General features: G+C 43.2%; 20 protein-coding genes. 12 read left to right on the top strand and 8 right to left on the bottom strand.

Going from position 1 to position 24,147, the window contains the following annotated elements:
- Positions 1-5 precede the first annotated feature (5 nt).
- The 5 genes from P2W76_RS06530 (at position 6) to P2W76_RS06510 (ending at position 4,983) form a co-directional block, all read left to right on the top strand.
- Positions 6-947, top strand: a complete 942-nt coding sequence (locus P2W76_RS06530) for an aldo/keto reductase (RefSeq protein WP_276346826.1) — start codon at positions 6-8, stop codon at positions 945-947.
- Positions 948-1,040: 93 nt separating this feature from the next.
- Positions 1,041-1,829, top strand: a complete 789-nt coding sequence (locus tag P2W76_RS06525; protein WP_276346824.1) for an SDR family oxidoreductase — start codon at positions 1,041-1,043, stop codon at positions 1,827-1,829.
- Between the two features lie 50 nt (positions 1,830-1,879).
- Positions 1,880-3,148, top strand: a complete 1,269-nt coding sequence (locus P2W76_RS06520) for an MFS transporter (protein ID WP_276346822.1) — start codon at positions 1,880-1,882, stop codon at positions 3,146-3,148.
- A 22-nt stretch (positions 3,149-3,170) separates the two neighbouring features.
- A complete protein-coding gene (locus P2W76_RS06515; protein WP_276346821.1) occupies positions 3,171-4,229 on the top strand; it encodes a hypothetical protein in 1,059 nt (352 codons plus the stop codon).
- 1 nt (position 4,230) lies between these two features.
- Positions 4,231-4,983: a GDSL-type esterase/lipase family protein gene (locus tag P2W76_RS06510; protein ID WP_276346819.1), complete on the top strand. Its 753-nt coding sequence runs from the start codon at positions 4,231-4,233 to the stop codon at positions 4,981-4,983.
- 358 nt (positions 4,984-5,341) lie between these two features.
- Here P2W76_RS06510 and P2W76_RS06505 read toward each other — a convergent pair whose 3' ends face one another.
- Positions 5,342-7,063 (bottom strand): sialidase family protein, encoded by a 1,722-nt coding sequence (locus P2W76_RS06505; protein ID WP_276346818.1) that lies wholly within the window; start codon positions 7,061-7,063, stop codon positions 5,342-5,344.
- Positions 7,064-7,133: 70 nt separating this feature from the next.
- A complete protein-coding gene (locus P2W76_RS06500) occupies positions 7,134-8,000 on the bottom strand; it encodes a dihydrodipicolinate synthase family protein (protein WP_276346817.1) in 867 nt (288 codons plus the stop codon).
- 235 nt (positions 8,001-8,235) lie between these two features.
- Here P2W76_RS06500 and P2W76_RS06495 point away from each other — a divergent pair, with 235 nt between their 5' ends.
- A complete protein-coding gene (locus tag P2W76_RS06495) occupies positions 8,236-9,117 on the top strand; it encodes an aldo/keto reductase (protein WP_276346815.1) in 882 nt (293 codons plus the stop codon).
- A gap of 3 nt (positions 9,118-9,120) precedes the next feature.
- Here the strand turns inward: P2W76_RS06495 and cfa are convergent, their stop codons facing one another.
- Complete coding sequence (gene cfa, locus P2W76_RS06490) at positions 9,121-10,236, bottom strand: cyclopropane fatty acyl phospholipid synthase (RefSeq protein WP_276346814.1); 1,116 nt, start codon at positions 10,234-10,236, stop codon at positions 9,121-9,123.
- 285 nt (positions 10,237-10,521) lie between these two features.
- Here cfa and P2W76_RS06485 point away from each other — a divergent pair, with 285 nt between their 5' ends.
- Both P2W76_RS06485 and P2W76_RS06480 read left to right on the top strand, forming a co-directional pair.
- Positions 10,522-11,514, top strand: a complete 993-nt coding sequence (locus P2W76_RS06485; RefSeq protein WP_276346813.1) for an FAD:protein FMN transferase — start codon at positions 10,522-10,524, stop codon at positions 11,512-11,514.
- 183 nt (positions 11,515-11,697) lie between these two features.
- A complete protein-coding gene (locus P2W76_RS06480) occupies positions 11,698-12,939 on the top strand; it encodes a DEAD/DEAH box helicase (protein ID WP_276346812.1) in 1,242 nt (413 codons plus the stop codon).
- A gap of 44 nt (positions 12,940-12,983) precedes the next feature.
- Here the strand turns inward: P2W76_RS06480 and P2W76_RS06475 are convergent, their stop codons facing one another.
- The 4 genes from P2W76_RS06475 to P2W76_RS06460 are packed head-to-tail and all read right to left on the bottom strand — an operon-like array spanning position 12,984 to position 19,268.
- Positions 12,984-16,163 (bottom strand): multidrug efflux RND transporter permease subunit, encoded by a 3,180-nt coding sequence (locus P2W76_RS06475; RefSeq protein WP_276346811.1) that lies wholly within the window; start codon positions 16,161-16,163, stop codon positions 12,984-12,986.
- Positions 16,164-16,177: 14 nt separating this feature from the next.
- Positions 16,178-17,317, bottom strand: coding sequence for an efflux RND transporter periplasmic adaptor subunit (locus tag P2W76_RS06470; protein WP_276346810.1), 1,140 nt, complete (start codon positions 17,315-17,317; stop codon positions 16,178-16,180).
- A gap of 7 nt (positions 17,318-17,324) precedes the next feature.
- Positions 17,325-18,656: a TolC family protein gene (locus P2W76_RS06465; protein ID WP_276346808.1), complete on the bottom strand. Its 1,332-nt coding sequence runs from the start codon at positions 18,654-18,656 to the stop codon at positions 17,325-17,327.
- 24 nt (positions 18,657-18,680) lie between these two features.
- Positions 18,681-19,268: a TetR/AcrR family transcriptional regulator gene (locus P2W76_RS06460; RefSeq protein ID WP_276346807.1), complete on the bottom strand. Its 588-nt coding sequence runs from the start codon at positions 19,266-19,268 to the stop codon at positions 18,681-18,683.
- Positions 19,269-19,502: 234 nt separating this feature from the next.
- Between P2W76_RS06460 and P2W76_RS06455 the strand changes: the two genes are divergently transcribed.
- From P2W76_RS06455 to P2W76_RS06440, 4 genes are all read left to right on the top strand, one after another.
- On the top strand, positions 19,503-20,075 hold the full coding sequence (locus P2W76_RS06455; RefSeq protein WP_276346806.1) for a UbiX family flavin prenyltransferase: 573 nt from the start codon (positions 19,503-19,505) through the stop codon (positions 20,073-20,075).
- A gap of 111 nt (positions 20,076-20,186) precedes the next feature.
- Positions 20,187-21,506, top strand: a complete 1,320-nt coding sequence (gene mtaB, locus P2W76_RS06450) for a tRNA (N(6)-L-threonylcarbamoyladenosine(37)-C(2))-methylthiotransferase MtaB (RefSeq protein ID WP_276346804.1) — start codon at positions 20,187-20,189, stop codon at positions 21,504-21,506.
- 66 nt (positions 21,507-21,572) lie between these two features.
- The gene (locus tag P2W76_RS06445) at positions 21,573-22,745 is read left to right on the top strand and encodes a prolipoprotein diacylglyceryl transferase family protein (RefSeq protein WP_276346803.1); all 1,173 of its coding nucleotides are present in this window, start codon (positions 21,573-21,575) and stop codon (positions 22,743-22,745) included.
- Position 22,746: 1 nt separating this feature from the next.
- A complete protein-coding gene (locus P2W76_RS06440) occupies positions 22,747-23,541 on the top strand; it encodes an inositol monophosphatase family protein (RefSeq protein WP_276346802.1) in 795 nt (264 codons plus the stop codon).
- A gap of 27 nt (positions 23,542-23,568) precedes the next feature.
- Here the strand turns inward: P2W76_RS06440 and P2W76_RS06435 are convergent, their stop codons facing one another.
- On the bottom strand, positions 23,569-24,129 hold the full coding sequence (locus P2W76_RS06435) for a NifU family protein (protein ID WP_276346800.1): 561 nt from the start codon (positions 24,127-24,129) through the stop codon (positions 23,569-23,571).
- Between the last annotated feature and the right edge of the window lie 18 nt (positions 24,130-24,147).

Here is a 24,147-nt window from a genome sequence, read left to right as displayed (position 1 = left end):
AGTTCATGGAGTATTCTAAAGTAAATAGATATACGATTTCTAAACTCAGCCTAGGGACTGTGGCTTTAGGATTGGATTACGGAATATCAAATGCCGAAGGCAGGCCCTCACGGGAAAAAAGTTTCAGCATATTGTCGACGGCGCTCAGTATGGGGATCAATACGATCGATACAGCTAGAAATTATGGTGACGCAGAATTACTTGTGGGTAGTTTTCTCGACCAGGATAAAGATCATTCCGCAACGAACCTGGTGACTAAGTTTGAGATTGATAACGAAACTCTGTTAAATAAAGATAAGGCCAGGGAGCATGCATATAATAGCATCAGATCTTCATGCAGCAATTTAAGGATCAGCCAGGTTCCTGTTTGTCTGTTTCATAAGGGGAAGGACCAGCCAGTCGATCTGGTTCTGGAAGTACTGCCCTCCATACTTCAGGATCTGAAAGATGATGGGCTTATTGATCTGGCAGGTGTCTCAGTATATTACCCTAATGAAGTAGAACGGTTTCTGGATGTTCCCATAGTAGCTGGGATGCAGGTACCTCTAAATATATTTGATCAGAGACTTATCAGTAATGGCATGTTGCAGCGCCTGCATCTTGAAAAGAAATTTGTCTTTGTCAGAAGTGTCTTTCTACAGGGATTATTTTTTATGCAGCCATCTGCTCTTCAAGGAAGCCTTAGCGATGCCAGACCATATCTTGAGGCTTTGCATGATCTGGCGGTCCGGGCCGGCATGAGCATAGCAGAACTGGCGTTTTCGTATGTCAAAGATCTCAAAGGCGTCACCAGCATTGTTTTTGGAGCAACTACGGAACAGCAGGTGATAGAGAATATCAATCTTTTAAATTCAAAAAGTATTCCCTTGAATGTTAAACAATCCATAGAAGAGCTATTTAAAATTATGCCCGAGCACATTATAACACCAGGTGTTTGGAAGCTGTAAATTGATTAATATCGAGATTATTATGAGTTCTTGCTCAAATATACACTGGCAAATTTCACTCATGGTATCTGCATTAAAAGACAACCTAATTAAATGAAAATGTTCAGACTGGATAATAAAGTAGCAATAGTAACAGGTGGTGCCGGCCTGTATGGAAAACCCATTTCATCAGCTCTCGCAGAAGCAGGTGCGCAGGTGATAATTGCATCAAGAGATGAATTTAAATGCCAATCATTTGCAGAGGAACTTAAGGCGCAAAATTTAAAGGCCGAAGGTATGTCTCTTGACCTGGCTGATGAGCAGTCTATACATCATTTTACACAAAAAATCATTAAAACACATGGCAGAATTGATGTGCTTATCAATAACGCGGTATCGAGAGAGGGTTTAAAAGATCTGGAAGATATCACCAAAGAAGAATGGGAAAAAGCCCAGGGTATTAATTCCACAGGCATGATATTGCTAACTCAGGCTGTTATCAAGACGATGAGAGAACATGGAGCTGGAAATATTGTCAATATTGGCTCTATACAAGGAACTGTTGGGCCCAATTTCCCTGTTTATGGGGATACAGGAATGTCCAGTCCTTTAAACTATACTTATGATAAATGGGCAATGGTCGGGTTTACTAAATGGATCGCAAATTACTATGGGAAGTTTAATATCCGTGCAAATTGCATTAGCCCGGGCGGATATGGGCCAGGCGTCGAGAAAATGACAGGGAAGGATGAATTTATAGAGAATTATAAGCGCTTAACTCCTTTGGGAAGATTTGCTGATGATGAAGACATTAAAGGGCCAGTAGTATTCCTGGCATCTGACGCCTCCGCTTTTATAACCGGGCATAACCTGTTAGTAGATGGCGGTTGGACAAGCTGGTAGTGGGCTAGGAAGCCTTTGGGAATTTGATAAATAATGTCAATACGTTAAAAATGAGCGCAAACAAAACAATTTCTACCGAACCCAAATTACATGCAAGAGCCTGGCTTTTCGTGGGACTTCTAAGTATAGTGGGATGTTTGAACTATCTCGATCGTACTATTATCACTACCATGCGTGTTTCGATAATAGACGATATGCCCATGACAGATGCGCAATTTGGTCTTCTTACTTCTGTTTTTTTATGGATCTATGGTCTTCTTAGCCCCTTTGCCGGATATCTTGCTGACAGATTTAATCGCAGCAAGGTTATTATTGTGAGCTTGTTTGTATGGTCGATGGTAACCTGGCTTACCTCTTACGCAACTACGTTTGAACAATTACTTGTTACAAGAGCTTTAATGGGCATTAGTGAAGCTTGTTATATTCCCGCGGGGCTTGCGCTGATTACAGATTATCACCGTGGCTCTACCAGGTCGCTCGCAACGGGAATTCATATGGCAGGGATCATGATAGGTCAGAGCCTTGGTTTTGTTGGCGGCTGGATTGCTGAAGATTATGCGTGGACAACGGCATTCTCCGTTCTGGGGATAATAGGTATTGTTTATTCTGCAATACTTCTCCTGGTTTTGAAGGATGCCCCCGCCGAAGAAACTCCCGGTCAGGTAAAAATTAAGAATACGGGAGTTAATTTTTTTGCTGGTATTAAGGATCTGTTCACCACGCGGGCATTTATTATTTTGCTTATTTACTGGAGTTTAGCTGCAGTTGCCGTATGGTTGGTAGTAGGCTGGCTTCCAACTTATTATAAAGAACAGTTCAGCTTGTCGCAGTCAGTGTCCGGGCTGTATGCTACGGCATACTTATATCCAGCTTCCCTTGTTGGAGTGCTCTTAGGCGGGTTTCTGGCTGACAGATGGACCAGGAAAAATGCCCGTGCGCGTATTCTCGTGCCTTTCATAGGCCTTTGTATAGCGGCTCCCAGTATCTTTATAGCCACAAGTACTTCAATTCTTGCTGTGGCAATAACATTTTTTATGCTGTATGCATTGACCAAGGCCTTTTGCGACTCGAATATGATGCCTATTCTTTGTATGGTGGCTGATGCCCGTTACCTCGCCACAGGGTACGGAGTTCTTAATATGTTCAGTTGCATTGTTGGTGGAATAAGCTTATACGCCGGAGGGTTTTTACGCGATCAGAAAATTGATTTAAGTGTTATATATCAGTTTGGAGCTTTAACAATGCTCGTCTGCGCTGCCTTGTTATTTACGGTCAGACCGCGGCCGGCAGGTTCGGCTGTATCAGTACATCCGAATTAATAATTTGCTGCACTGGGTTCGTATGAGGCTATCTCGTGAAACCGTAAAAGTATTGCAGAACGGGTCATGTTCGGTGGAAATTGATCCGTTTGGCGGAGCGATTACCAAATTTTGCGTGCATGGAAAGAAGATCAATCCATTAAACTTTCGATTACCTGCAGAGCAGATGCCTGAAAATAATAAAGCTGGCGCACCGTATCAGGGACACTTTCTTTGCTTGGGCAGATGGGGCAGGCCCTCTGATGGCGAAATAAAGGCGGGTATGCCTGATCATGGGCAGTTATGCAATATCCACTGGGAAACAGAAGATACTGGTCTGATGAGATTAGAAATGCGCGCTTTCAGCCCAATGGAAGGCCTTCATGTTAACAGGCGCATTGACCTGAGCAGGGATAGCCCTTTGTATATGGTTACTGAAGAAGTGTACAATACCTCTGCCCTTGGCCGGTTGTATAACATGGTTCAACATCCAACGCTGGGACAACCGTTCCTGGATCATGACACAGTAGTCAATTGCAATGCTGAAGCCGGATTTGACCATAGTTTTGGGGTAGATCGTGAAATGTATGCGTCAAACTGGCCAATGGGTTTGTGCAGGGATATGACCACCATCGATTTAAGTGCTCCTAAAAAAGAGTACTCTTCGGTTTTTTCATATGTCGTTAAAAAGACGGATAAGATGGGCTGGGTTACTGCGTATTCTCCAACACACAACCTGCTTTTAGGATATTTATGGAAACGCTCAGATTACCCATGGATTATCCTTTGGCAGGACTGGCTGGGTAGTTCAATCCGGTACAGGGGTATAGAGTTTGGAACCACGGGTATTCATAAGTCTTTCAAACAGATGCTTAGTGATGGCGACTGGAAGGTTTTCGGGGAAAATACCTGCGAATATATAGACGCTGGTGAAAAGTCATCTAGAAAATACCTTTCATTTTTGTGTGACGTTAACCCCGGATTTAAAGGGGTAGATGAAATTTACTACTCTAACGGTGATGTTGTCATAAAGGACAATGTTAGCGGTCAAAATATTGAACTAAGTATGAACCCGGTTGTTGATAAGCATAACCCGTTTTAACATGAGAGCTTTGAAGCCTTCCACTATAGCCATTATATTTACAATCACGCAAACGGGTTGTATTACTCACCGTAACCTGGTGGTTGAAAATCCATGTGTAGAAAGTAAAGCTCACGAAGCAGTAACACCGGTTCCGAGAGAACGTGCCGCATGGATGGTGAGACATCATGCCGTAGTTGAACGTATTAAACAAGGTAAGGCAGATTTGATTTTTGTCGGGAATTCACTGACACAGCGATGGGAAAGTACAGGAGCTGATACATGGAACAAATATTACGCTGCGTATAACGCGGTGAACATGGGTTTCGATGGGGACAAAACACAGAATGTATTATGGCGCCTGGACCACGGAGAAATTGACGGTATATCTCCAAAACTGGCTATAGTGCTAATTGGGAGCAATCATGTCGAGGGTTATTCGGCTGAAGAGATCGCAGATGGGATAAAAGCTGTTTGTTGCAGGTTAATAAACAGGCTCCCTGACATGAAGATATTGTTATTGTCCATTCTTCCGCGTGGCACTGCTACTGCTGCAGCAGCAGACAGGCTTAATAAAGCTAGTGAGCAGGCTTCGAAAATAGCAGATCGTCGTAGGATATTTTATTTGAATATCAGCAAAATGTTTTTAGAGGCAGATGGAACTGTGTCGAAAGACCTGATGACAGCTGATAGGGTGCATCTCACATTGAAGGGATATGAGACTTTAGCGAAAGCAATTAATCCGACAGTTTCTAAACTCATGCGAGGAAAATAATATAATAAAACTACTCGGATTGGTGATGCTTAATCACTAAGTGCCCGGTTTTTTTTGCTCTTCGACCCCGAAGGTGGTCGTATGTCTATAGTAATCAGATATTCCCGTCAAACGACCCCGAAGGTGGTCGCATGTATTTGAAATTATCATATACGACCACCTTCGGGGTCGGGAAAACGATTAGAAGGAATTTTTCTATAAACATGTGACCACCTTCGGGGTCAAGCTTACCCGTATTGGTATAGGTAGGATTCCTTTTGAAAATCGGTTAAAAAGCATTGAATGAAAAACATAAGTACATATCTTATCAGGAACTTAATTTTAACCGGACACTAGTGATGGTTAATTGAGGACAATATTATTTTAATTGCGAAACGCTTATCGACCGAACCCGGAATCCATTGAGATCAGGTGCTTTACCCGGAATTCCTAATCTTAAATAATTGACACCGAAGACAGGGCTACGCTTGAAAGTTTTCTCGCTGAATAGTGACTTATTCAAATACAATGATGAGGTTTTGCGGTTACTGTCCCATAATATTTCAATGCGGGTGGTTTTATCATTTTTCTTAAAGCTTTCAGCTGGGATTGTGAAATTGAAAATGGCATTATCTGATGCTACGGTATCAGAAGAGATGGAAAAATGATCAGTTAAAGCCAGGTTGATGCCTTTGCCTTGACTGGCAAGCACTTCAATAGACAATTTGCCTTTTTTGGTCATCGGGAAATTCCATACAGCGTCTGAATTTCCGCCTGCCCTAGTAATTAGAAATCCCGCATTCCGTTTGCCGGAATCAGCCGGGACGAGTTTTTTAGAGCCGTCAGTTCCCGATAGGCTCCATTGAATTAATCCTTCGGAAAAATCGTCAATCTGAGTCCTCTCTTCCAACCACTCCGGGTCGAATTTAACTATAGCTCTCTCCTCCGCCTGGCCCGAAACAAAGACTATTTTGCCATCAGGCGTTTGAACTGCCGAAGGATACGCGGTACCTCTGTCGCCTTTCTCATCGTGTTGCTTATACGGACTTAACAACACCTCCCGGAATCCCTTCCACGACTTTCCTTCATCTTCCGAAATTGCAGCATGTAATGCTTCTCTGCCACCAATAGCATAAGTGCGTTTATTGTCCCATCGTTGATTGCTGTTCCATATCATCACTATCCTGTTATCTGCAAGACGAAGAGTGGTAGCCGGAGAATCTGAGGATATAAAATCAGATTTTTCCGGCAATTGCCAGTTTTGCCCGGAATTACTTGAAAACGACTGATATATATGGCCTTTATTAGTACGTATCAGCATCCATAATTTATTGTTTGCAAGCTCGATAACATTTGGTTCCACTCCTCCATACCGGGTAGTTTGCGAACTTTCAACTGGTATTTTCAGGTGATCTTCCGAAAACTGCCATTTTTCTCCCAGATCGTCTGAATAAAGCGTGCTTATATTATGCCAGCCGTAGTCAATCGCATTGCCTTCCGGCTTCTTGCTTCGTTCCGGAACTGCCCTGGCAAAAGAAAACAAGAGCCTTTTGTTTTTTAATTGAATAAAGCTTCTGATAGAGCCTACGTATCCGTCATAAATTTTCCTTGGCTCGATCCACTTTTCACCGCCTTTTTCCATCCGCGTATACCACAAATTAAGATGCCTTCCCTGATATCCATTCTCGCCTTTATCGAATATATGAAATACACAATGCAGATTACCCTCTGTGTCCGTAATTACGTTATTGGCATAGTATGCCTGACCTGGCAAATCAAACTCTTTAGTGGGTGCTGACCATGTTATTCCATTATCAGCAGAGGAGACCGACATCATATGATCCGCTTTACCCGGCCGGTTCACGAAAAATATTTTCAACTCATAGGGAAGACGCACCATCGTTGCTTCGTTCCCGGGGGCTTTATTAACAATAACAGGTGCATAAATTTCATTTGTCTTTTCCGGAATTACTCTCATCCTCATGCCAAAGAATTCATGCTTAACGGAATCTTGCAGAGTGTGTTTGAATTCCCTTTTAGTTGCGGCGGTGAATAATAGCATACTCATTGATACTATTCCCAGAATCGGATATTTTGCCATTTTCGTAATGTGATTACCTATGCAGCGGATTTTTAATGTGAATCAAGCTAATGTTATAATCTTATTCAATTTATATGATGGAATCAGGAAAGGGAGCCGTGACATAAGCATTCGATATTACCCGGGTTTTAACCAGTTCGTTTTTAATGCTGTATAGCCAATTTCGCTGAGGATCGGAAGTAAGGAGCTTAGACAACTCTTTTGAAAACTGCTGTTGATATTGTATCGATCTCATCCTGTCATTTGATACGGCGGCACCATACAATTGAGTAAGTAATTTGATAAATGCCACACCTCCGCCTGAGACCACACCATCAGCTCCCATCAATAAGCTTGAATCAAAAACCGATTCGTCACCCTGCATAATGGTGCCTGGTCGTGTTTCCTTGTCGGGATATCGTCTTAGAAGTTCAACGAAATTTCCGAAATTACAGCTGGAGTCTTTTATCCCGGCAACTTTCTCCATGTGGATTATTCTTTCCAGAATATCTGTATGAACCGCATTGCCGGTAAATAGGGGAGCATTATAAAAGATCAGTGGTGTATCCGCAATATCAGCGATCCTTTCTATATGCTGGATCAGACTTTCCGGATCCGGGTATTTATAATAGTATGGTGAAGTGCAAACAATATAATCTGCCCCGCTTTTGTCAATCGCTTTAACATGTTCAATATTCCTCCTTGTTGACGATCCAGACGCAGTCGCCAACACCGGAATTCTTCCATTAACCTGTTCTACAGTGCTTTCTATCATCTGTTGTCTTTGACAATCCAGTAAGGAAGCACCTTCTCCCATTGTACCCAGGATCATTATTCCGTTTGTGCCTTCCGTAATACAATAGTCTACCAGGGTTCTTAATGATGCAATGTCGATATTTTCGTCTTTCGTTAGAGGCGTAGGAAGAGCAATTATTACCCCTTCAAGTTTCTTTGGCATTTTATTGTTTGTTTAATTATTCGACTAGTATAATATTTAAGCTAAGATATATTTTTTAATAAGTATTACATATTTATTATGATATTAATTAATGCCAAAACAATAAGCTTAAATCAAACAAGATCAACACATTATCCTACTTCGGACATATTCTGCTCGAATTCTGTTGGAAATAATTATCATGTTTTATATCATTGTTATATGTAATACATATTTCTTGAACCCTAAACCAATAATGCAAATAGAAAACCAGAGTGTCACACCTTCAATAGGTTTAGGCTGCGTCACGTTCGGCAGGGAAGTCGATGATTTGACGGCTTTTGGTCTGATGGATCATGCATATTCCAAGGGAATAAGATTTTTTGATACTGCTTCATCTTATAGTGCAGGTGGGTCAGAGATCATAATCGGGAAGTGGTTAAAACTAAATAGTTCCATTGCTCCTGATATGACGATAGCAACAAAAATATCGCCACCGTATTCTGCGGGCAGCATTCGTGCTTCAGTGAAAAAAAGTTTAAATAATTTGGGCGTATCTAGTCTTGATCTGGTACTCTTTCATGATTGGGATAATAGTATAAAGGATCCGGAAGTCTTGGAAACAATAGACAATCTCACAAGAGAGGGCTCTATTAAGGTTTCAGGATGCAGTAATTTTACCGCTGCACAATTGAAATATGCATTGTTGAAACAGGATTCTGCGGGCCACAGCAGGTTTAAGTATATTCAAAACCTTCACAACTATGCTGTGAGTATGGTAGACGACCAACTGATAAAGGTCTGCAACCGTTATAACGTTAAACTAATAATATATAGTCCACTTGGAGCAGGTTTCTTAACCGGAAAACACAAAAAGCAGGTTGTGCTCGGGTCCAGGTTCGATTTGGTACCTGCACACAGACAGATTTATTTTAATGATTCCGCTGGTCATCGTCTGGATATTTTATTAGATACAGCGCGGATGCACCAGCTAAAGCCCGAAGATCTTGGAATGGCTTGGGTAATGAATCAACCTTCTATTTCAATAGTACTTGTTGGCGCCAGGAATTTTCAGCATATAGATCAGGCTTTTTCCTCTTTAAATGACCGCACATGCAATGCGTTGAAGGTAATGTGAATTCTACCGCACCGATTCATACCCGCCCACATGCATAGGTTTGGTTAGAACAATATGCCAAAGGTGGTTTTTGCGCGACCGGAATGATGCTGCACTTGCACACAGGAAATAGCGCCACATCCGGTAAAACGTTTCATCATAATTATCTTTAATGCTGTCCCAGCTCTCCTCGAAGTTTTTGAGCCAGGCAAGTAGGGTTGGCTCATAATCCGGGCCGAAATTATGCCAGTCTTCCAGCACGAAAAGCCCCTGCCATGCTTTAGAAAGCTGGCTTGCGGATGGCAGCATCCCATTAGGAAAAATATATTTATCTATCCAGGGGTCGGTAGTTTTAGCATCGTAGTTACCGCCAATGGTATGGATCAGGAAGATGCCGTCCTTTGTAAGGTTTCTTTCAGCCACTTCCATGTACGTTCTAAAATTGCGGTGACCTACCGCTTCCAGCATCGCAATAGAAACCACCCGGTCGAATTGACCTTCAACATCGCGATAGTCCTGGAGCCTGATCTCAATTGGAAGGCCCTTCGTAACTTCACGTGCAAGGATCGCCTGTTGTTCAGAAATTGTAATACCCACCACTGATACGCCATAGTTTTCGGCGGCATATTTGGCAAACCCGCCCCAACCGCAGCCAATCTCAAGTACGGTCATTCCTTTTTCCAGTTTCAGCTTACGGCAGATCAGCTCGAGCTTTGCTGTCTGAGCTTCATCAAGGTTGGTTGCCGTTTTCCAATAACCGCATGAATACATCATTTGCTTATCAAGCATCTTTTCAAAAAGCTCATTACCGATGTCGTAATGTTTGTAAGCAACTTCTCTGGCCCTGCCTTTCGTCTGCAGGTTCTTGAACTTAGCCTTCAAAGCATAAAATACCGTGTAGACGTCGATGGGTATTTTCTTATCCACGCGATGGTACAGTACCCTGAAGAAGAATTCATCGAGGGCTTCACAATCCCACCACCCGGCCATATATGCCTCGCCGAAGCCGACTGAACCCCCGCTTAGAATTTTGTCGTAAAATTTGGGGTTGTGTACTTGCATATCCCAGGGTTTATCGCCGTTAATGGTAATGCCAACCTGGGCAAATGTATCGAAGATTATTTTTCTGACGGAAATCATTGAGTCATTCAGCTTGCCTTTAAAGATAATAATTTGCCGATATAAAATACGCAATGCCGGTGCTTTGTAAAGCAAGTGCCGGGTGTTGACGGAGTTACCGTTAATTACTGTATAGTGGGATAAATAGAGCTATTCAGTATAATTCTTATTAACTTTAAGGACGAAGTACAAAGACAATATCTCAAAATTAGTCCGACCGGACTACAAAACGATGAAATACTTAAATTAATAAGCAGTGTCGCTTCTATCAGTCGAGGGGGCAGATACAGATGGATTCCTACTGATATGAAATACGTATTGGCACTTTTCTTTTTCCTGTTTGTATATAGCAGCAACGCCCAGGTCCTTCAACAGCGGGCTGTGCGACTTATGGGGAGCAGGTTCGACATCACGATAGTTGCTAAAGATACTGTCGCGGCCGATGCCTATATCGATACTGTGGTTGCTGAGGTAACGCGTATAGAAAACTTAATCTCAGACTGGCGACCACAAACCCAAATATCAGAAGTGAACCGTAATGCAGGGATACGGCCTGTTAAAGTTGACAAGGAGGTTTTTGAACTGACTGAACGTGCCTTATATCTTTCCAGAATAACCGGTGGCGCTTTCGATATTAGCTTTGCTGCGATGGACCGTATCTGGAAGTTCGATGGTTCGATGTCTGAAATGCCCTCGCCTGAAGCGATAAAAAAATCTGTGAAGAAAATCGGTTATCAGAACATTCTGCTTGACAAAGTCAAGGGCACTATTTTTTTGAAAGAGGAGGGGATGAAGATTGGGTTTGGGGCATTGGGTGAAGGCTATGCGGCCGACAAATGTCGCGAGCTTATGATCGGAAAAGGTGTACAGGCAGGTATAGTCAATGGGTCGGGAGATATGAATACCTGGGGCAGGCACCCCGACGGGAATAAATGGAAAATAGGGGTCACAAATCCTATTGATAACAATGAACTGTTTGCCGTTTTGCCTCTGGAGAATGAAGCAGCGGTAACTTCCGGCAGCTATGAAAAGTATGTGGTGTTTAACGATAAACGATACGCACATATAATTAATCCTAAAACCGGATATCCTGTTTCCGGCTTATCCAGCGTGACCGTCTTAGGTCCGAATGCCGAATTTGCCAACGGCCTCAGTACATCGATCATGGTGCTGGGAAAGAAGAAAGGCTTAAAGCTGTTAAAGGCATTTCCCCGCTATCGGGCTATACTTGTTGATGATAAAGGCAGGGTAAGAGCCACAAAAAATCTGAATATCGACATCAATAGCCAGCTGGAATGACGTTAGTATTGCCTCTTCATGTGGAGATCCCCGATTAAATCGGAAAAGAAACCTCTCCACTCTCCACTTTCCACTTTCCACTCCATACCCCCCCGCAGTCCGATCTAAATCCTTACTTTTGCGTTTCAATTCCAACCTGTGCTACTAGATAAACTTAAATTAAGTAAACCCCTTATCCGGTCAATGACCGAAGCGGGTTTTCTTGGGCCAAAAGAAATTCAGCTCAAAACCATGTCGCGTATACTTGGGGGACAGGATATTATTGCCGTTGGGCCGGAAGGGTCTGGAAAAACGACAAGCTATGTGCTGGGGGTTTTAATGCGGTTGAAATACGGTTTTGAGGAAGCGCCCAGAGCATTGATCCTCGTTCCGGACAAAGAACGGATTGATGAGCTAATGGAAAGGTTTGAACTTCTAAACAGGAATAATACCATACGCATTGTTCCCCTTTATCCTGAGGGAAACATGGAATCCCAAATAAATGCTGTTACCGATGGATCTGATATAGTCATTGCTACTCCCGACAGGGCGCGTGCCGTTTATCTCAAGCTCGGTCTCAATCTCAATAAGATATTGATGTTTATCGTGGACGATGCCGCGGAAATTATTAAAAAAGGTATGCAGCTTCCTGTCGCTGAACTTGCGAGAAGCATTGTTAAATGCCAGCGCCTGGTATTTACCGAAGTGCGGCACAATAAGCTGCATTTATTGGTTGATCAATTCATGAATCAGCCGGCGATCGTCGAGGTAGCCGAACTGGGAGAACAGAAGCTCGAAACCCTCGAACAGGTTTTATACCATGTTCCCGATTATAAAACCAAGCTGAATCTCCTGGATATGCTGATGGCTGATGCTGAGATTTTTGACAAGGTGGTGGTGTTTGTCAACACCAGGTTAACTGCGCAAAAAGTTTTTAAAAGCCTCTTCCGAAATCTTGATGATCAGATCGCTGTTTATAAACCGCTTTTTTTCGATCATCCGGGATTCGACCTGATCGATGACTTTAAGGAGTCGCAAGATGTCAGGATATTAATAGTTGCAGATGATATTAAAGAAAGCATAGATCTGAGCGGAATACCTTTTGTTCTTCATCTTGAAATACCCGCGGAAAAAGAAACCTATATCAGCCGTATTGTTAAGAACGACAGAAATGCTAACAGCCTGGCTATAAGTTTCTCAACCGATATAGAATTAGTTACAGTTAAAAAAATAGAACAAGCCATCGGGCAGGGGATCCCGGTTGCAGAGCTTCCTGATGATTTGGTAGTTGCTTCTGGCAACGTTAAAGAAAAAAAAAGCAAAGCGAAGTTAGCAGGGGAAGAAAAGCTAAGCGGCGCAGCATTCCATGAAAAGAAAGCAAGCAACAATAAGGACTATAATTACAGCTCCCGGGAGAAAGCAAAAATGAAATTTAAAAACCGGTAAATATTAAAAAGCCGCCCATTTCAAGTGGGCGGCTTCTTTATTAATTAATCTTCATCAGCATGAAGTACGTCGGCGTGTTCTTGCGGGATGTAGGAGGCCTCTAGTTCTGCCAGCTTCTTTTTGCCATAGGCAACCCTGCTGATTAGCACAAACAGGACCGGGACAATAAAAATGGCGAGTAATGTTGCTGCAATCATTCCGCCGAATACCGTCCATCCGATAGTTTGGCGGGAAACAGCACCAGCGCCGGAAGAAAGGATCAAAGGAACAACTCCTAAAATAAAGGCAAGCGAAGTCATAATAATCGGGCGCAGCCTCAATTTGACAGCATCCATGATGGACGGGATCAGTCCCATCCCCCAGTCAAGCCGCTCTTTTGCAAATTCCACGATAAGGATCGCATTCTTCGCCGACAGACCGATTAGGGTAACCAATCCCACCTGTGCGTAAATGTTGTTGTCTAATTTTGGAATTAACATGAGCGCAAGGATAGCACCAAATACCCCCAGCGGAACCGCCAGAAGAACGGAGAACGGTACCGACCAGCTTTCATACAGGGCAGCCAGTAAGAGAAATACAAAGATGATACAAAGCGCAAAAATATAAATGGTGCTGCTTCCGGCTTCTTCTTCCTGTAGGCTCAGCCCCGAAAATCCGTAAGTATAGCCTGCAGGAAGCACCTGAGCCGAAACTTCCTTCAGTGCTCTGTTTGCATCACCGCTACTGTACCCCGGCGCGGCACTGCCGCTGATCTCAATCGACCTGAACAGATTATAGTGATTTATAATAGAAGGATTTTCTACCATTTTGTACGATACGAGAGTACTCAACGGAACTGATTCGCCGCGTGTGCTTTTTACGTACAGCTTCGACAGGTCTTCGATATGTGTCCTGAAAGTAGTATCTGCCTGGGTAACAACCCTGAAATTACGCCCGTATTTTGTAAAGTCGTTCACATAACTGCTACCAAGATAACTGGAAATAGTACTGTAAACCGCGCCAACAGACACACCCATTTTTTTCACCTGTTCACGGTTAATGGTTAATTGATAGTTAGGCGTTTTGGAACTAAAAAGGGTATAGGCCATGCCAATTTCAGGCCTTTGGTTAGCAGCCTGCAGGAACTTGCCGACAACAGCCTCAAATTGCTTGATGTCGCCGGCCTGCTGTTCCTGAATAAGGAGCGAAAATCCACCACTGATTCCAAGTCCGGGGATAGGAGGTGGCGCCACGGCAAGCACACTGCCGTCGCGTTCCCCGTTAAATTCAGCCTTAATCAGCCCGAGGATCTCCGGTACGTCCCGTTCCCGTTCTTCCCAGTTTTTGAGCTGAACGAAAAACGTTCCGGCGTTAGATTTAAACGAACGGTTTAATACATTTATCCCCCCTATGGAGGTAATATTCTGTATTTCGGGAACTTTCTCCTGAAGTCTGCCGATTACCTTTGTAATAAATTCATCGGTTCTTGCTGCGGATGCACCCTCCGGCAACGTGATACCCATGATAAAGATACCCGCATCCTCATTAGGGATAAACCCTGTAGATTTTGTACTGAACAATCCCACAGTACCTGCATAGATGCAAGCCAGAATGACTATAACCAGGGGCGCTTTTTTAATTGCTTTCTGTACTCCGTTTGAATAACGGGTCGTAACTCCGTGAAACCAGGTGTTGAATTTAAAAAAGAACTTGTCCAGTCCTTTAGAATTTTTATTCAGGTTCATTGGCTTCAACAAGATTGAACAGAGGGCTGGTGTCAGCGATAGCGCAACGAAAGCGGAGATAACTACCGAAACAGCGATCGTAATTGCGAACTGCTGATATAGCTGGCCTACCATTCCCGGAATAAATCCTACAGGAATAAATACCGCGGCAAGAATTAACGCAATCGCAATAACAGGACCGGTGATGTCCTTCATCGCCCTGCGTGTCGCTTCTTTGGCGGATAAACCATTGTGGTCCATGTAATGCTGAACAGCCTCTACAACAACGATAGCATCATCGACTACTATACCGATGGCAAGTACGAAGCCAAACATGGTCAATACGTTGATGGAGAATCCCATCACGGTAAAAAATATAAATGTTCCAATGATAGAAACCGGTATGGCGAGTACGGGGATTAAAGTTGCCCTCCAGCTCTGAAGGAAGAGGAATACAACTATCGTCACCAGGATAAGGGCTTCAATAAGGGTATAAACAACCTCTTTTAGTGAAACCTTGACAATAGATACCGTTTCGTAGCTGATAACGTAATCCATATCCTTCGGAAAGGATTTTTTTAATGTTTCAAGCGCCTGGACAATACCGTCATACGTTTCAACCGCGTTTCCGCCTGGCATTTGATTAATAGCCATCATCGATGAGATCTGGCCATTGATCTTTGAGCGTGTGACATAAGAGAATTCGCCGAGTTCCACTCTCGCAATATCCTTAAGGTATGTTATTGATCCGTCTGTTCCTGTTTTTACAATGATGTTCTTAAATTCCTCTTCCGTGCTGAGCGCCCCGTCGAGAACGACAGAAAATTCAAAGACCTGGGAGCCATATTGAGGTGGACCTCCGACACTTCCGCCGGCAATACGTGTGTTCTGTTCCTGGATAGCCGAAGTGACATCCGCGGGCGAAATCCCCAGCTGCGCCAGCTTATTGGCATCAAGCCAGACCCGCATACTGAAAGGCTGGCCGAAGGCTTGCACATCACCGACACCTTTTACTCTCAACAGTGCGTCTTTTACGTAAAGATTAACATAGTTCGAGAGAAACTTTTGGTCATGAGTATTGTTCGGGGAAACCAGACCCAATACCATCAGGATATCCGTGTTCGCCTTTTTTGTGGTAACTCCTAATCGCCTGACAGCCTCAGGCAAAGCCGGCTCAGCGATACCGACGCGGTTCTGCACATCCAACGCGGCAATATCAATGTTGGTGCCCACATCAAACGTTACCGTTACAGACGATCGTCCGTCAGAGGTACTGTTCGACGACATGTATTTCATGCCGGGAGTACCGTTGATTTGACTCTCGATAGGAGTCGTTACCGTCTGTTCGACCGTCTGGGCATCTGCGCCGGTATAAATACCTGATACAGTAACAGTTGGCGGCGAAATATTCGGATATTGACTTATCGGCAACCCCAACATGACAATTGTTCCGATCAAAACAATTAATATGGAGATAACTATCGCCGTTACCGGCCTTTTTATAAAAACTTCTGATATCATGTTATCGGGTTAAATCACTGTTTTGACGCTGGCTGCGTGCTCGCTGTGCTTATTACTGAACCTTGTCTTAAATTTTGAACGCCTTCGGTTACGTAGACTTCACCGTCCTTCAAGCCTTCGGTGATCACGATCATATCCGCCACCTTAGTACCTGTTATAACCCGGCGCTGATCTACCTTACTGCTGTCGCCAACTACGAATACGGTAAATTCTCCCAACTGTTCGCTGACGGCTTTGAAAGGTATTAATACCTGTTTTTCTGTGGATTTGTTCAGCACCTTCACCTTGCAATTCATTCCCGCTATAAGGGTTCCTGAATCATTAGGGAAGCTTATCCGGACTTTTATGCTTCCTGTCTGCGGATCGACTGCGCGGTCGACAGCTACGATCTTGCCAGCGGCATTTACAGTACTGTTATCATTCAGCTGAATAGAGAATACAGAATCAGTTGCAGAACCTGGTTTTCTTTGAAGCTCGAGGAATCTTGGGATCTCATGCTGTGGGATTGATATATCGACAGCAACAGGAGATGTTGTCGATACCGTATTTAAGAGTGTTGAACCAGGAGACACCAGGGCGCCTAGTTTTACCTGCGAAATACCGAGCTTGCCAGACAGGGGAGCTGTGATAACTGAGCGTCGCAAATCAGCTGCTGCATTCGCTAATATCGCCTGGCTCCCTGCTATTTGCGATTCGGCGTTGGCCAGGTCGGTCAGTGCATAATCAACGCGCTGCCGTGCTATCGCATCCTGGTCAGCCAGCTTCTGATATCTTTCTGCATCTTTTTTCGCCTTATCGCGATTTGCCTTTGCAATCTCAACACCCGCGACAGCGTGACGATAAGCCGCGTCATATTTGCTGCGATCAATTTCATAGAGCTTCTGGCCTTTTTGTACCTTCTGACCGTCTTGAATGAAGATCTTAGTAATATAACCTCCAACTTCTGCACGAAGCTCGACCTCGTTTAAGGGCACTACTGTTCCGGGGTAAGTGTCCTCTCCGGTTACAAGTTCACTGCTTGCAGTGGCTGTAGTTACCGGCACAGACATTGCGGCCATCGCCGCCTGGTTACTAGGCTTTTGAGGGTTACCGCAGGAAATAATGCCGGCCAGACTGAGGATGAACAGGCCAGATCTTATAAAGTTAATGTTCATAAATGTATTATTGATTAATGTTGACAGAACCCTGTGCCTGCTGTACGTCGAGCTTGGTCGACAATAAACTGAACAGGGAGTTTAAATAATTAAGTTGAGATGATCTTAGGTCTGATTCGGCGATTAGTAGTTCGAGATAAGTTTTGATCCCCTCATTGTACTGAAGCTTTATAGTGTTGTAAACATCCTTGGAAAGTTCAACATTTTCGCGGTAGGTTTTCCAGTCATTCAGATTTGTTTTATACAGGGCCAGAGCCTGCTGATATTCAGTATTAATAACATTCTTTATTTGGACAATATCGAGATCGAGTCTTTTATCCTGCAGGACTGCACGTCTTAGATTCTGGATTCGCCGGCCACCCTGAAATACGGGAAGCGCCAACCGTAAACCGACCTGTGAACTCGGGAAGTCCTTGTTATAAAGCGAACCGAAGTTATTGTTCTGATATACGTTGTTATAATTTATGAACGCCGACACAGATGGCAGAAAATCATTTCGATAATAGTGAATATTTAGATTTTGAATCTGCTTACGGGTTTGCAACTGTTTGTATTCAACCCTGTTTTCGTAGCTCAGCGACTGTGTCGTATCAAGTAATATTTCAACTTCCAGACTAGATCCGTTATAAATCAGGTCGATATCCTTTCCTCCGGTAACACCCATTAGCTGTTTAAGGTATGCGTGCTTATATTTTAGCGATTCGTTTATTCTTTTCAGGTCCGCCTTCGAGTTATTTAAAGAAATAGACGCCCGTTTATAGTCAATTTTGTCGACCAGACCTGCGTCGTATTGCGCATATGAATCTTTAAACTGCTTTTCAACCCGGGCAATATTTTCTCTTAATATCTTTAGTTGTTCCTGGCTCGTCAGAATATCATAGAAAGCCTTGCTAACGGCAACTACAGTATTTATTTTGTTGCTTTCTGTATTCTGCTTACTGTTTAGACGCATAAATTTCGCGCCCTTCGCTGCGAAGAGCAAATCATTGTCAAATAATGACTGGTCGGCCTGAATCAAAAAATTTGAGTTGTTTTTAGGCTGGAATATCACGGGCTGGCCGTTTAAGAGAGAAACAGGTTGCTTCAGAAACCGTGATAAATTTGCCTGGCCGCTTATCTGGGGATAAATACCCGATAAGGAGATGTCAATATCCCGCTCTGAAATTTCCTCATCAATAAGAGACTGTTTGATTAAGGGCTGATTTTTAAGTGCGAAATCTATGCAGTCAGCAAGAGTGACCAACGACGGTAAGCTATCCGTTGGTTGCTGAGCTTTAGTAATGGTTGTATGTGATATGATGATCAGTATGATCAGCATGCTTCTTTGTATGTGTTTCATATATGTATTAGCAACTTGCTCGGGTTAACTGTCTTTTTTTATACCGTCCCAGATTATCTGCGCAACATTTTGCAGCGATTCCGGAGTGAAATTATAACGGCCCATAATATGCTGTTTGGCGGTCGACATGATTGAACCGTGAAAAACAGGGGCAATCAGGTGATCATCGATCTTCTTTATATAACTTCGTTCGATGCCATAATTAAAGAATTCGATCATTTCCTGGTTATAGTTTTTGCCCTTATAAAAAGGGTTACATTTTAAAAATGGCGAACTGGTATATTGCTCAATGAATGTGAGCGCGTGTGGGTTTTTGATGTAGTAATTGCAGAGATTGACGAAAAGATTAAAAAAACGATCCTTATACGACATTTTTTCATCATCATTCTTGAACATTGCCACTTGCAGAACAGACTTAATGTGTTCGAAAAGCTCATAGATCAGGACCTCTTTTGAGGGAAAGTAATGGTATATGGTACCCGTCGCAACGCCTGCGTTCTTTGCAATGAGGCTCATTGGCGACCCATGAAAACCATTCGCACCAATGAGCTCAAGGGTGCTTTGAAGAATAGCTTCTTTCTTTTCAGGATTATTGTCTAATTGAACGTTCATTCGGTTGCAAAATAAGATATTTTCTCTCACAAATCATGTCACACGAAAATCATTAAAACCACTTGATTTATGCATTTGTGTAACGAAATAACCGATATTGTGATGAACAGGGATTTTTGAGTCAGTGATAGGATTATCTGCCACGGGCGTTTTTTTATACGATAAAATTCAGAGATATTTGTTCCTAAACTGAGGATCTATGAGCTCTTCATCGATCTGTATACCAGTCATAATATGAAAAGAAAAATAGCAATAGCCCTGACAGGTGCGAGCGGGTCGGTATATGCAAAAGTATTACTCGACAAGATGATATCTTTAAGGTCACAATGGTCAGATGTTGGAGTTGTTATGTCTGGTAATGCAAAGGACGTCTGGAAGCATGAACTTGGGAATACTGATTATGAACAATACAATCTCCCTTTTTTTGATAAAAATGACTTTAACGCTCCTTTTGCCTCAGGCTCTGCCGGATATGACACCGTGATTATTTGTCCCTGTTCAATGGGAACACTCGGCCGCATCGCGTCAGGCATTTCCAACGATCTGATCACACGCGCCGCTGATGTTGCGCTGAAGGAAAGGCGCAAGTTAATATTGGTTGTTCGGGAAACCCCCTATAATTTGATACATATTAATAATATGAAAGCGGTAACCGAGGCAGGCGGAATAATCTGTCCGGCAAGCCCTTCTTTTTATAGCCTGCCGGAAACTATCGAAGAAGTAGCAGGTACTGTGGTTAACCGGGTAATAGACTTGATGGGATTAAAAGATGAATCTTATCGGTGGGGGAATACACCTGAAGACTGAAATGAATTAACAACAGAATAGTTATTTCCTCTGTACAACCATTTTCAACTTTCAACTTTCCACTTTCCACTTTCACCTTTCAACTTCTTCTTTCTTATCTTTGCACTTTCTATGACAAAGAAGGTTGCATTTTACACACTTGGCTGTAAGCTTAATTTTTCTGAAAGCTCAGCAATAGGTCGTCAGTTCAGGGATGCAGGCTTTGAGACTGTTTCGTTCACTGATGAAACGGATGTGTATATCATAAATACTTGCTCGGTAACTGACCACGCCGACAAAAAATGCCGGAAAGTAGTAGAGCAGGCGTTAAAACACTCACCGAGAGCTTATGTGGCCATTGTCGGTTGTTACGCTCAGTTGAAGCCCCGGGAAATCTCTGAAATTCCCGGTGTGGATATTGTTTTAGGGGCTGCAGAGAAGTTCAGGATAATCGAATACATTACCGATCTTACCAAGCGGGAAAAGGCCGTAATATATAATCAGCCAATTGAGGCAACAAGAGACTTCGTGCCTTCGTTCTCATACGGAGACAGGACCAGGACCTTCCTTAAGGTACAGGATGGCTGTGATTATACTTGTACCTTTTGTACCATCCCGCTGGCCCGGGGCAACAGCCGGAGTGATACTATTTCAAATGTATTGCAGCAGGCTAAAGAGGTTGCTGCATCCGGAGTTAAAGAGATCGTGCTTACCGGAGTTAATCTCGGCGATTTTGGTATCCGCGATGGTGAGCGGAAAGACAGATTTCTTGATCTGGTTAAAGCTATGGATACTTTGGATGGGATTGACAGGATACGGATTTCATCTATTGAACCAAATCTCTTGTCAGACGAGATCATAGAATTTGTATCTTCCTCTCAAAAATTTGTTCCTCATTTTCATATCCCATTGCAATCGGGTTCAAATAAGATTCTGGGCTTAATGCGAAGAAGGTATCAAAGAGAACTATATGCCGGCCGGGTAGCTTTGATCCGTAAGCTTATTCCCGATTGCTGTATCGGTGTCGATGTGATTGTGGGCTTCCCTGGCGAAACGAGAGATGATTTTATAGATACCTACAATTTCCTGAACGAACTTGAAGTTTCTTATTTGCACGTTTTTAATTATTCAGAAAGAGACAATACTCCCGCCGCAGGGATGAAAGGAAAAGTTCCAGGCTCGCAAAGATCTGACAGAAGCAAAATGCTTCACATCTTATCAGAAAAGAAACGCCGGGCTTTCTATGAAACCCAGGTTGGGAAATCGGCGTCAGTGCTTTTCGAAGCAGACCACAAAGACGGATTTATGCATGGCTTCAGCCGAAACTATGTAAAAGTTAAAACGCCCTATGATCCGCTTCTTGTCAACGAGTTGAGATCTATTAAACTTGAACGCATTGCATTTGATGGGGATATGGAAATATCTGAGCCGGCAGAGGTGTTTTTTCACTGATCAAGCCGCTGATTTCAGTCTTAAATATCTTACCTTGCTTATCATATCTGCACGTATATTTGACCTATGTTTCCGACCATAACCCATCTTATTGAATACCTTACCGGGATTAATATTCCATTGCCAGTTCAAACTTTTGGTTTCTTTGTAGCCCTGGCATTTGCTGCCGGATATTGGGCTCTTTCCCAGGAATTTAAACGAAAGGAAAAGCAGGGTCTTGTACACCCCTTTACCAGAGAAGTTAAAGTAGGGGAACCTGCTTCCATGACCGAGCTTTTTTTAAACGGGTTTTTCGGGTTCCTGATGGGGTTCAAATTACTGGAAGGGTTGCTTCATTACTCAGACTTCGTAGCTAATCCCCAAACCTTTATACTTTCCGGAAGAGGTAACATCTTGGGCGGCTTAATATTAGGAGGTGTATTTGTCTACTGGTCTTACACTGAAAAGAAAAAGGAAGCTTTAGCAAAACCAAAAACAGTTAAAGAGCTCGTTCATCCATATCAGGTTATGGGTAACCTGTTGATGTGGGCTGCTGTTGGCGGTTTTCTTGGAGCAAAGGTTTTTCACAATCTTGAATATTGGGATGAATTTGCCAAAGACCCCATAGGCGGCCTATTTTCATTCAGCGGCCTGACATTTTATGGCGGGCTCCTGGTAGGAGGTGCGGCAGTATTATATAAGGCAAAGCAATATGGAATCAAGTGGATTCATATGCTCGATGTTGCAGGGCCTGGGCTGATGCTTGCTTATGCTGTTGGCCGTATAGGCTGTCATTTGTCTGGTGACGGAGATTGGGGAATTGAGAACACTTCGCCAAAACCCGAATGGCTAAGCTGGGCACCAGACTGGGTTTGGTCCTTTAAATATCCTCATAATGTTGTCAACGAGGGAGTTCCTATTCCGGGTTGCACCGGAAACTTTTGCAACGAGTTGCCGCTGCCGGTTTATCCAACTCCCTTTTATGAAGTGCTGATGGGATTGGCCATATTTGCTTTCCTGTGGTCGGTACGCCACAGGATAAAAACACCGGGCATGATGGTTTCTATATATCTTATTCTAAATGGTATCGAACGCTTCTTAATCGAAACGATACGTGTAAACTCAAAATATCACGTATTTGGCATCGGGTTTACACAGGCCGAGCTTATTTCGGCTATACTGGTCATCACCGGAATAGCAGGAATTTTCTGGTCCCTGAATAACGCCAAAAAACATCCTGAAAGCATCCCTGTTAAGTGATATGGACCTGGCATTTTTAACTAAGAAAGTTATATCTCTCACTGAGGAAGTCGGCGAGTTTATCCACGGCGAATCTAAGATATTTGACAGGGAGCACATTGAGTACAAAGGAATGCACGATATGGTTTCCTATGTGGATAAAACTGCTGAAAGAGACCTGGTTAAGGGTTTATCTTCGATACTTCCAGAGGCCGGATACATCACAGAAGAGAAAACGAGCACTATTCTGGCCGATGAGTATAACTGGATAATAGACCCCCTTGATGGAACTACAAATTTCATTCATGGAGTTCCGACATTTTCGATCAGTATTGCACTTCAGCGAAAAGACGAATTGGTGCTGGGGGTTGTATACGAAATAAACCGGAAGGAGTGTTTTTCTGCATGGAAAGACGGTGGGGCATATCTCAATGGAAAGCGCATCTCGGTTTCGCTTGCCTCAGCAGTAGAGAATACCCTGCTCGCTACGGGCTTTCCTTTTTACGAGTTCTCGAAAATGGAAAAATATATTAATGTGCTAAGAGTATTAATGCAGAAATGTCATGGGATCCGGCGGATCGGATCTGCTGCTATAGATCTGGCTTATGTAGCCTGCGGTCGGTTTGACGGTTACTTTGAATATAATCTCAATTCCTATGATATCGCTGCAGGTATGGTGCTGGTCAGAGAGGCGGGTGGACAGGTATTCGACTTTAAAGGCGGGAACAATTGTTTCGAACGCCGGGAGATTATTGCAACTAACGGAAAGATTTCCACCGAACTGCTTGCCGTCCTGGGAAAAGAGTTTGACCAGTAATAATTCTAAATATTGATTATTAGCCTCTTACAGTGCTTCAGAAACTACTTCCGTAACTTCGGGCACCATACGTTTTAGCAGATTCTCAATTCCGGATTTCAGCGTGATGGTCGAAGAAGGGCATCCGCTGCATGATCCCCGAAGTTCCACGGTTACAACACCATCGTTATACGATTTATAGCTTATTGCACCGCCATCCTGTTCTACAGCCGGGCGGACATAGTCGTGCAGGATCTGCTGAATTTTGATTTCCGTTTCTGTGCCTTCAAAATTAGCCGCTGTCTCTTCCTTTTCCAGGATATTGAGTTCCGACTCAACTGCACCCTTTACGAACTCCTTCAAAATAGGCTCAATATCCCGCCAGTCTGATCCCTCGGATTTCGTAATGGTTACAAAGTTACTTGCAAAAAACACTCCTGTTACAAAATTGAATTTGAACAGTTCACGTGCGAAATGAGATTTCTCCGCACTTTCCTTCGTTGGAAAGTCTACGCTGTTATTAGTTAATAGTTTATTAACCAGGAATTTCCGAGTAGCCGGGTTAGGGGTACTTTCGGTATATACATTCGTCGTTGTTGCAGTGCTCATTTCAATAAAATATATGCA

It is taken from the genome of Daejeonella sp. JGW-45 (genome assembly GCF_029360805.1).
Classification (GTDB): Bacteria; Bacteroidota; Bacteroidia; order Sphingobacteriales; family Sphingobacteriaceae; genus Daejeonella.
This window is presented reverse-complemented; position numbering and strand designations above follow the sequence as displayed.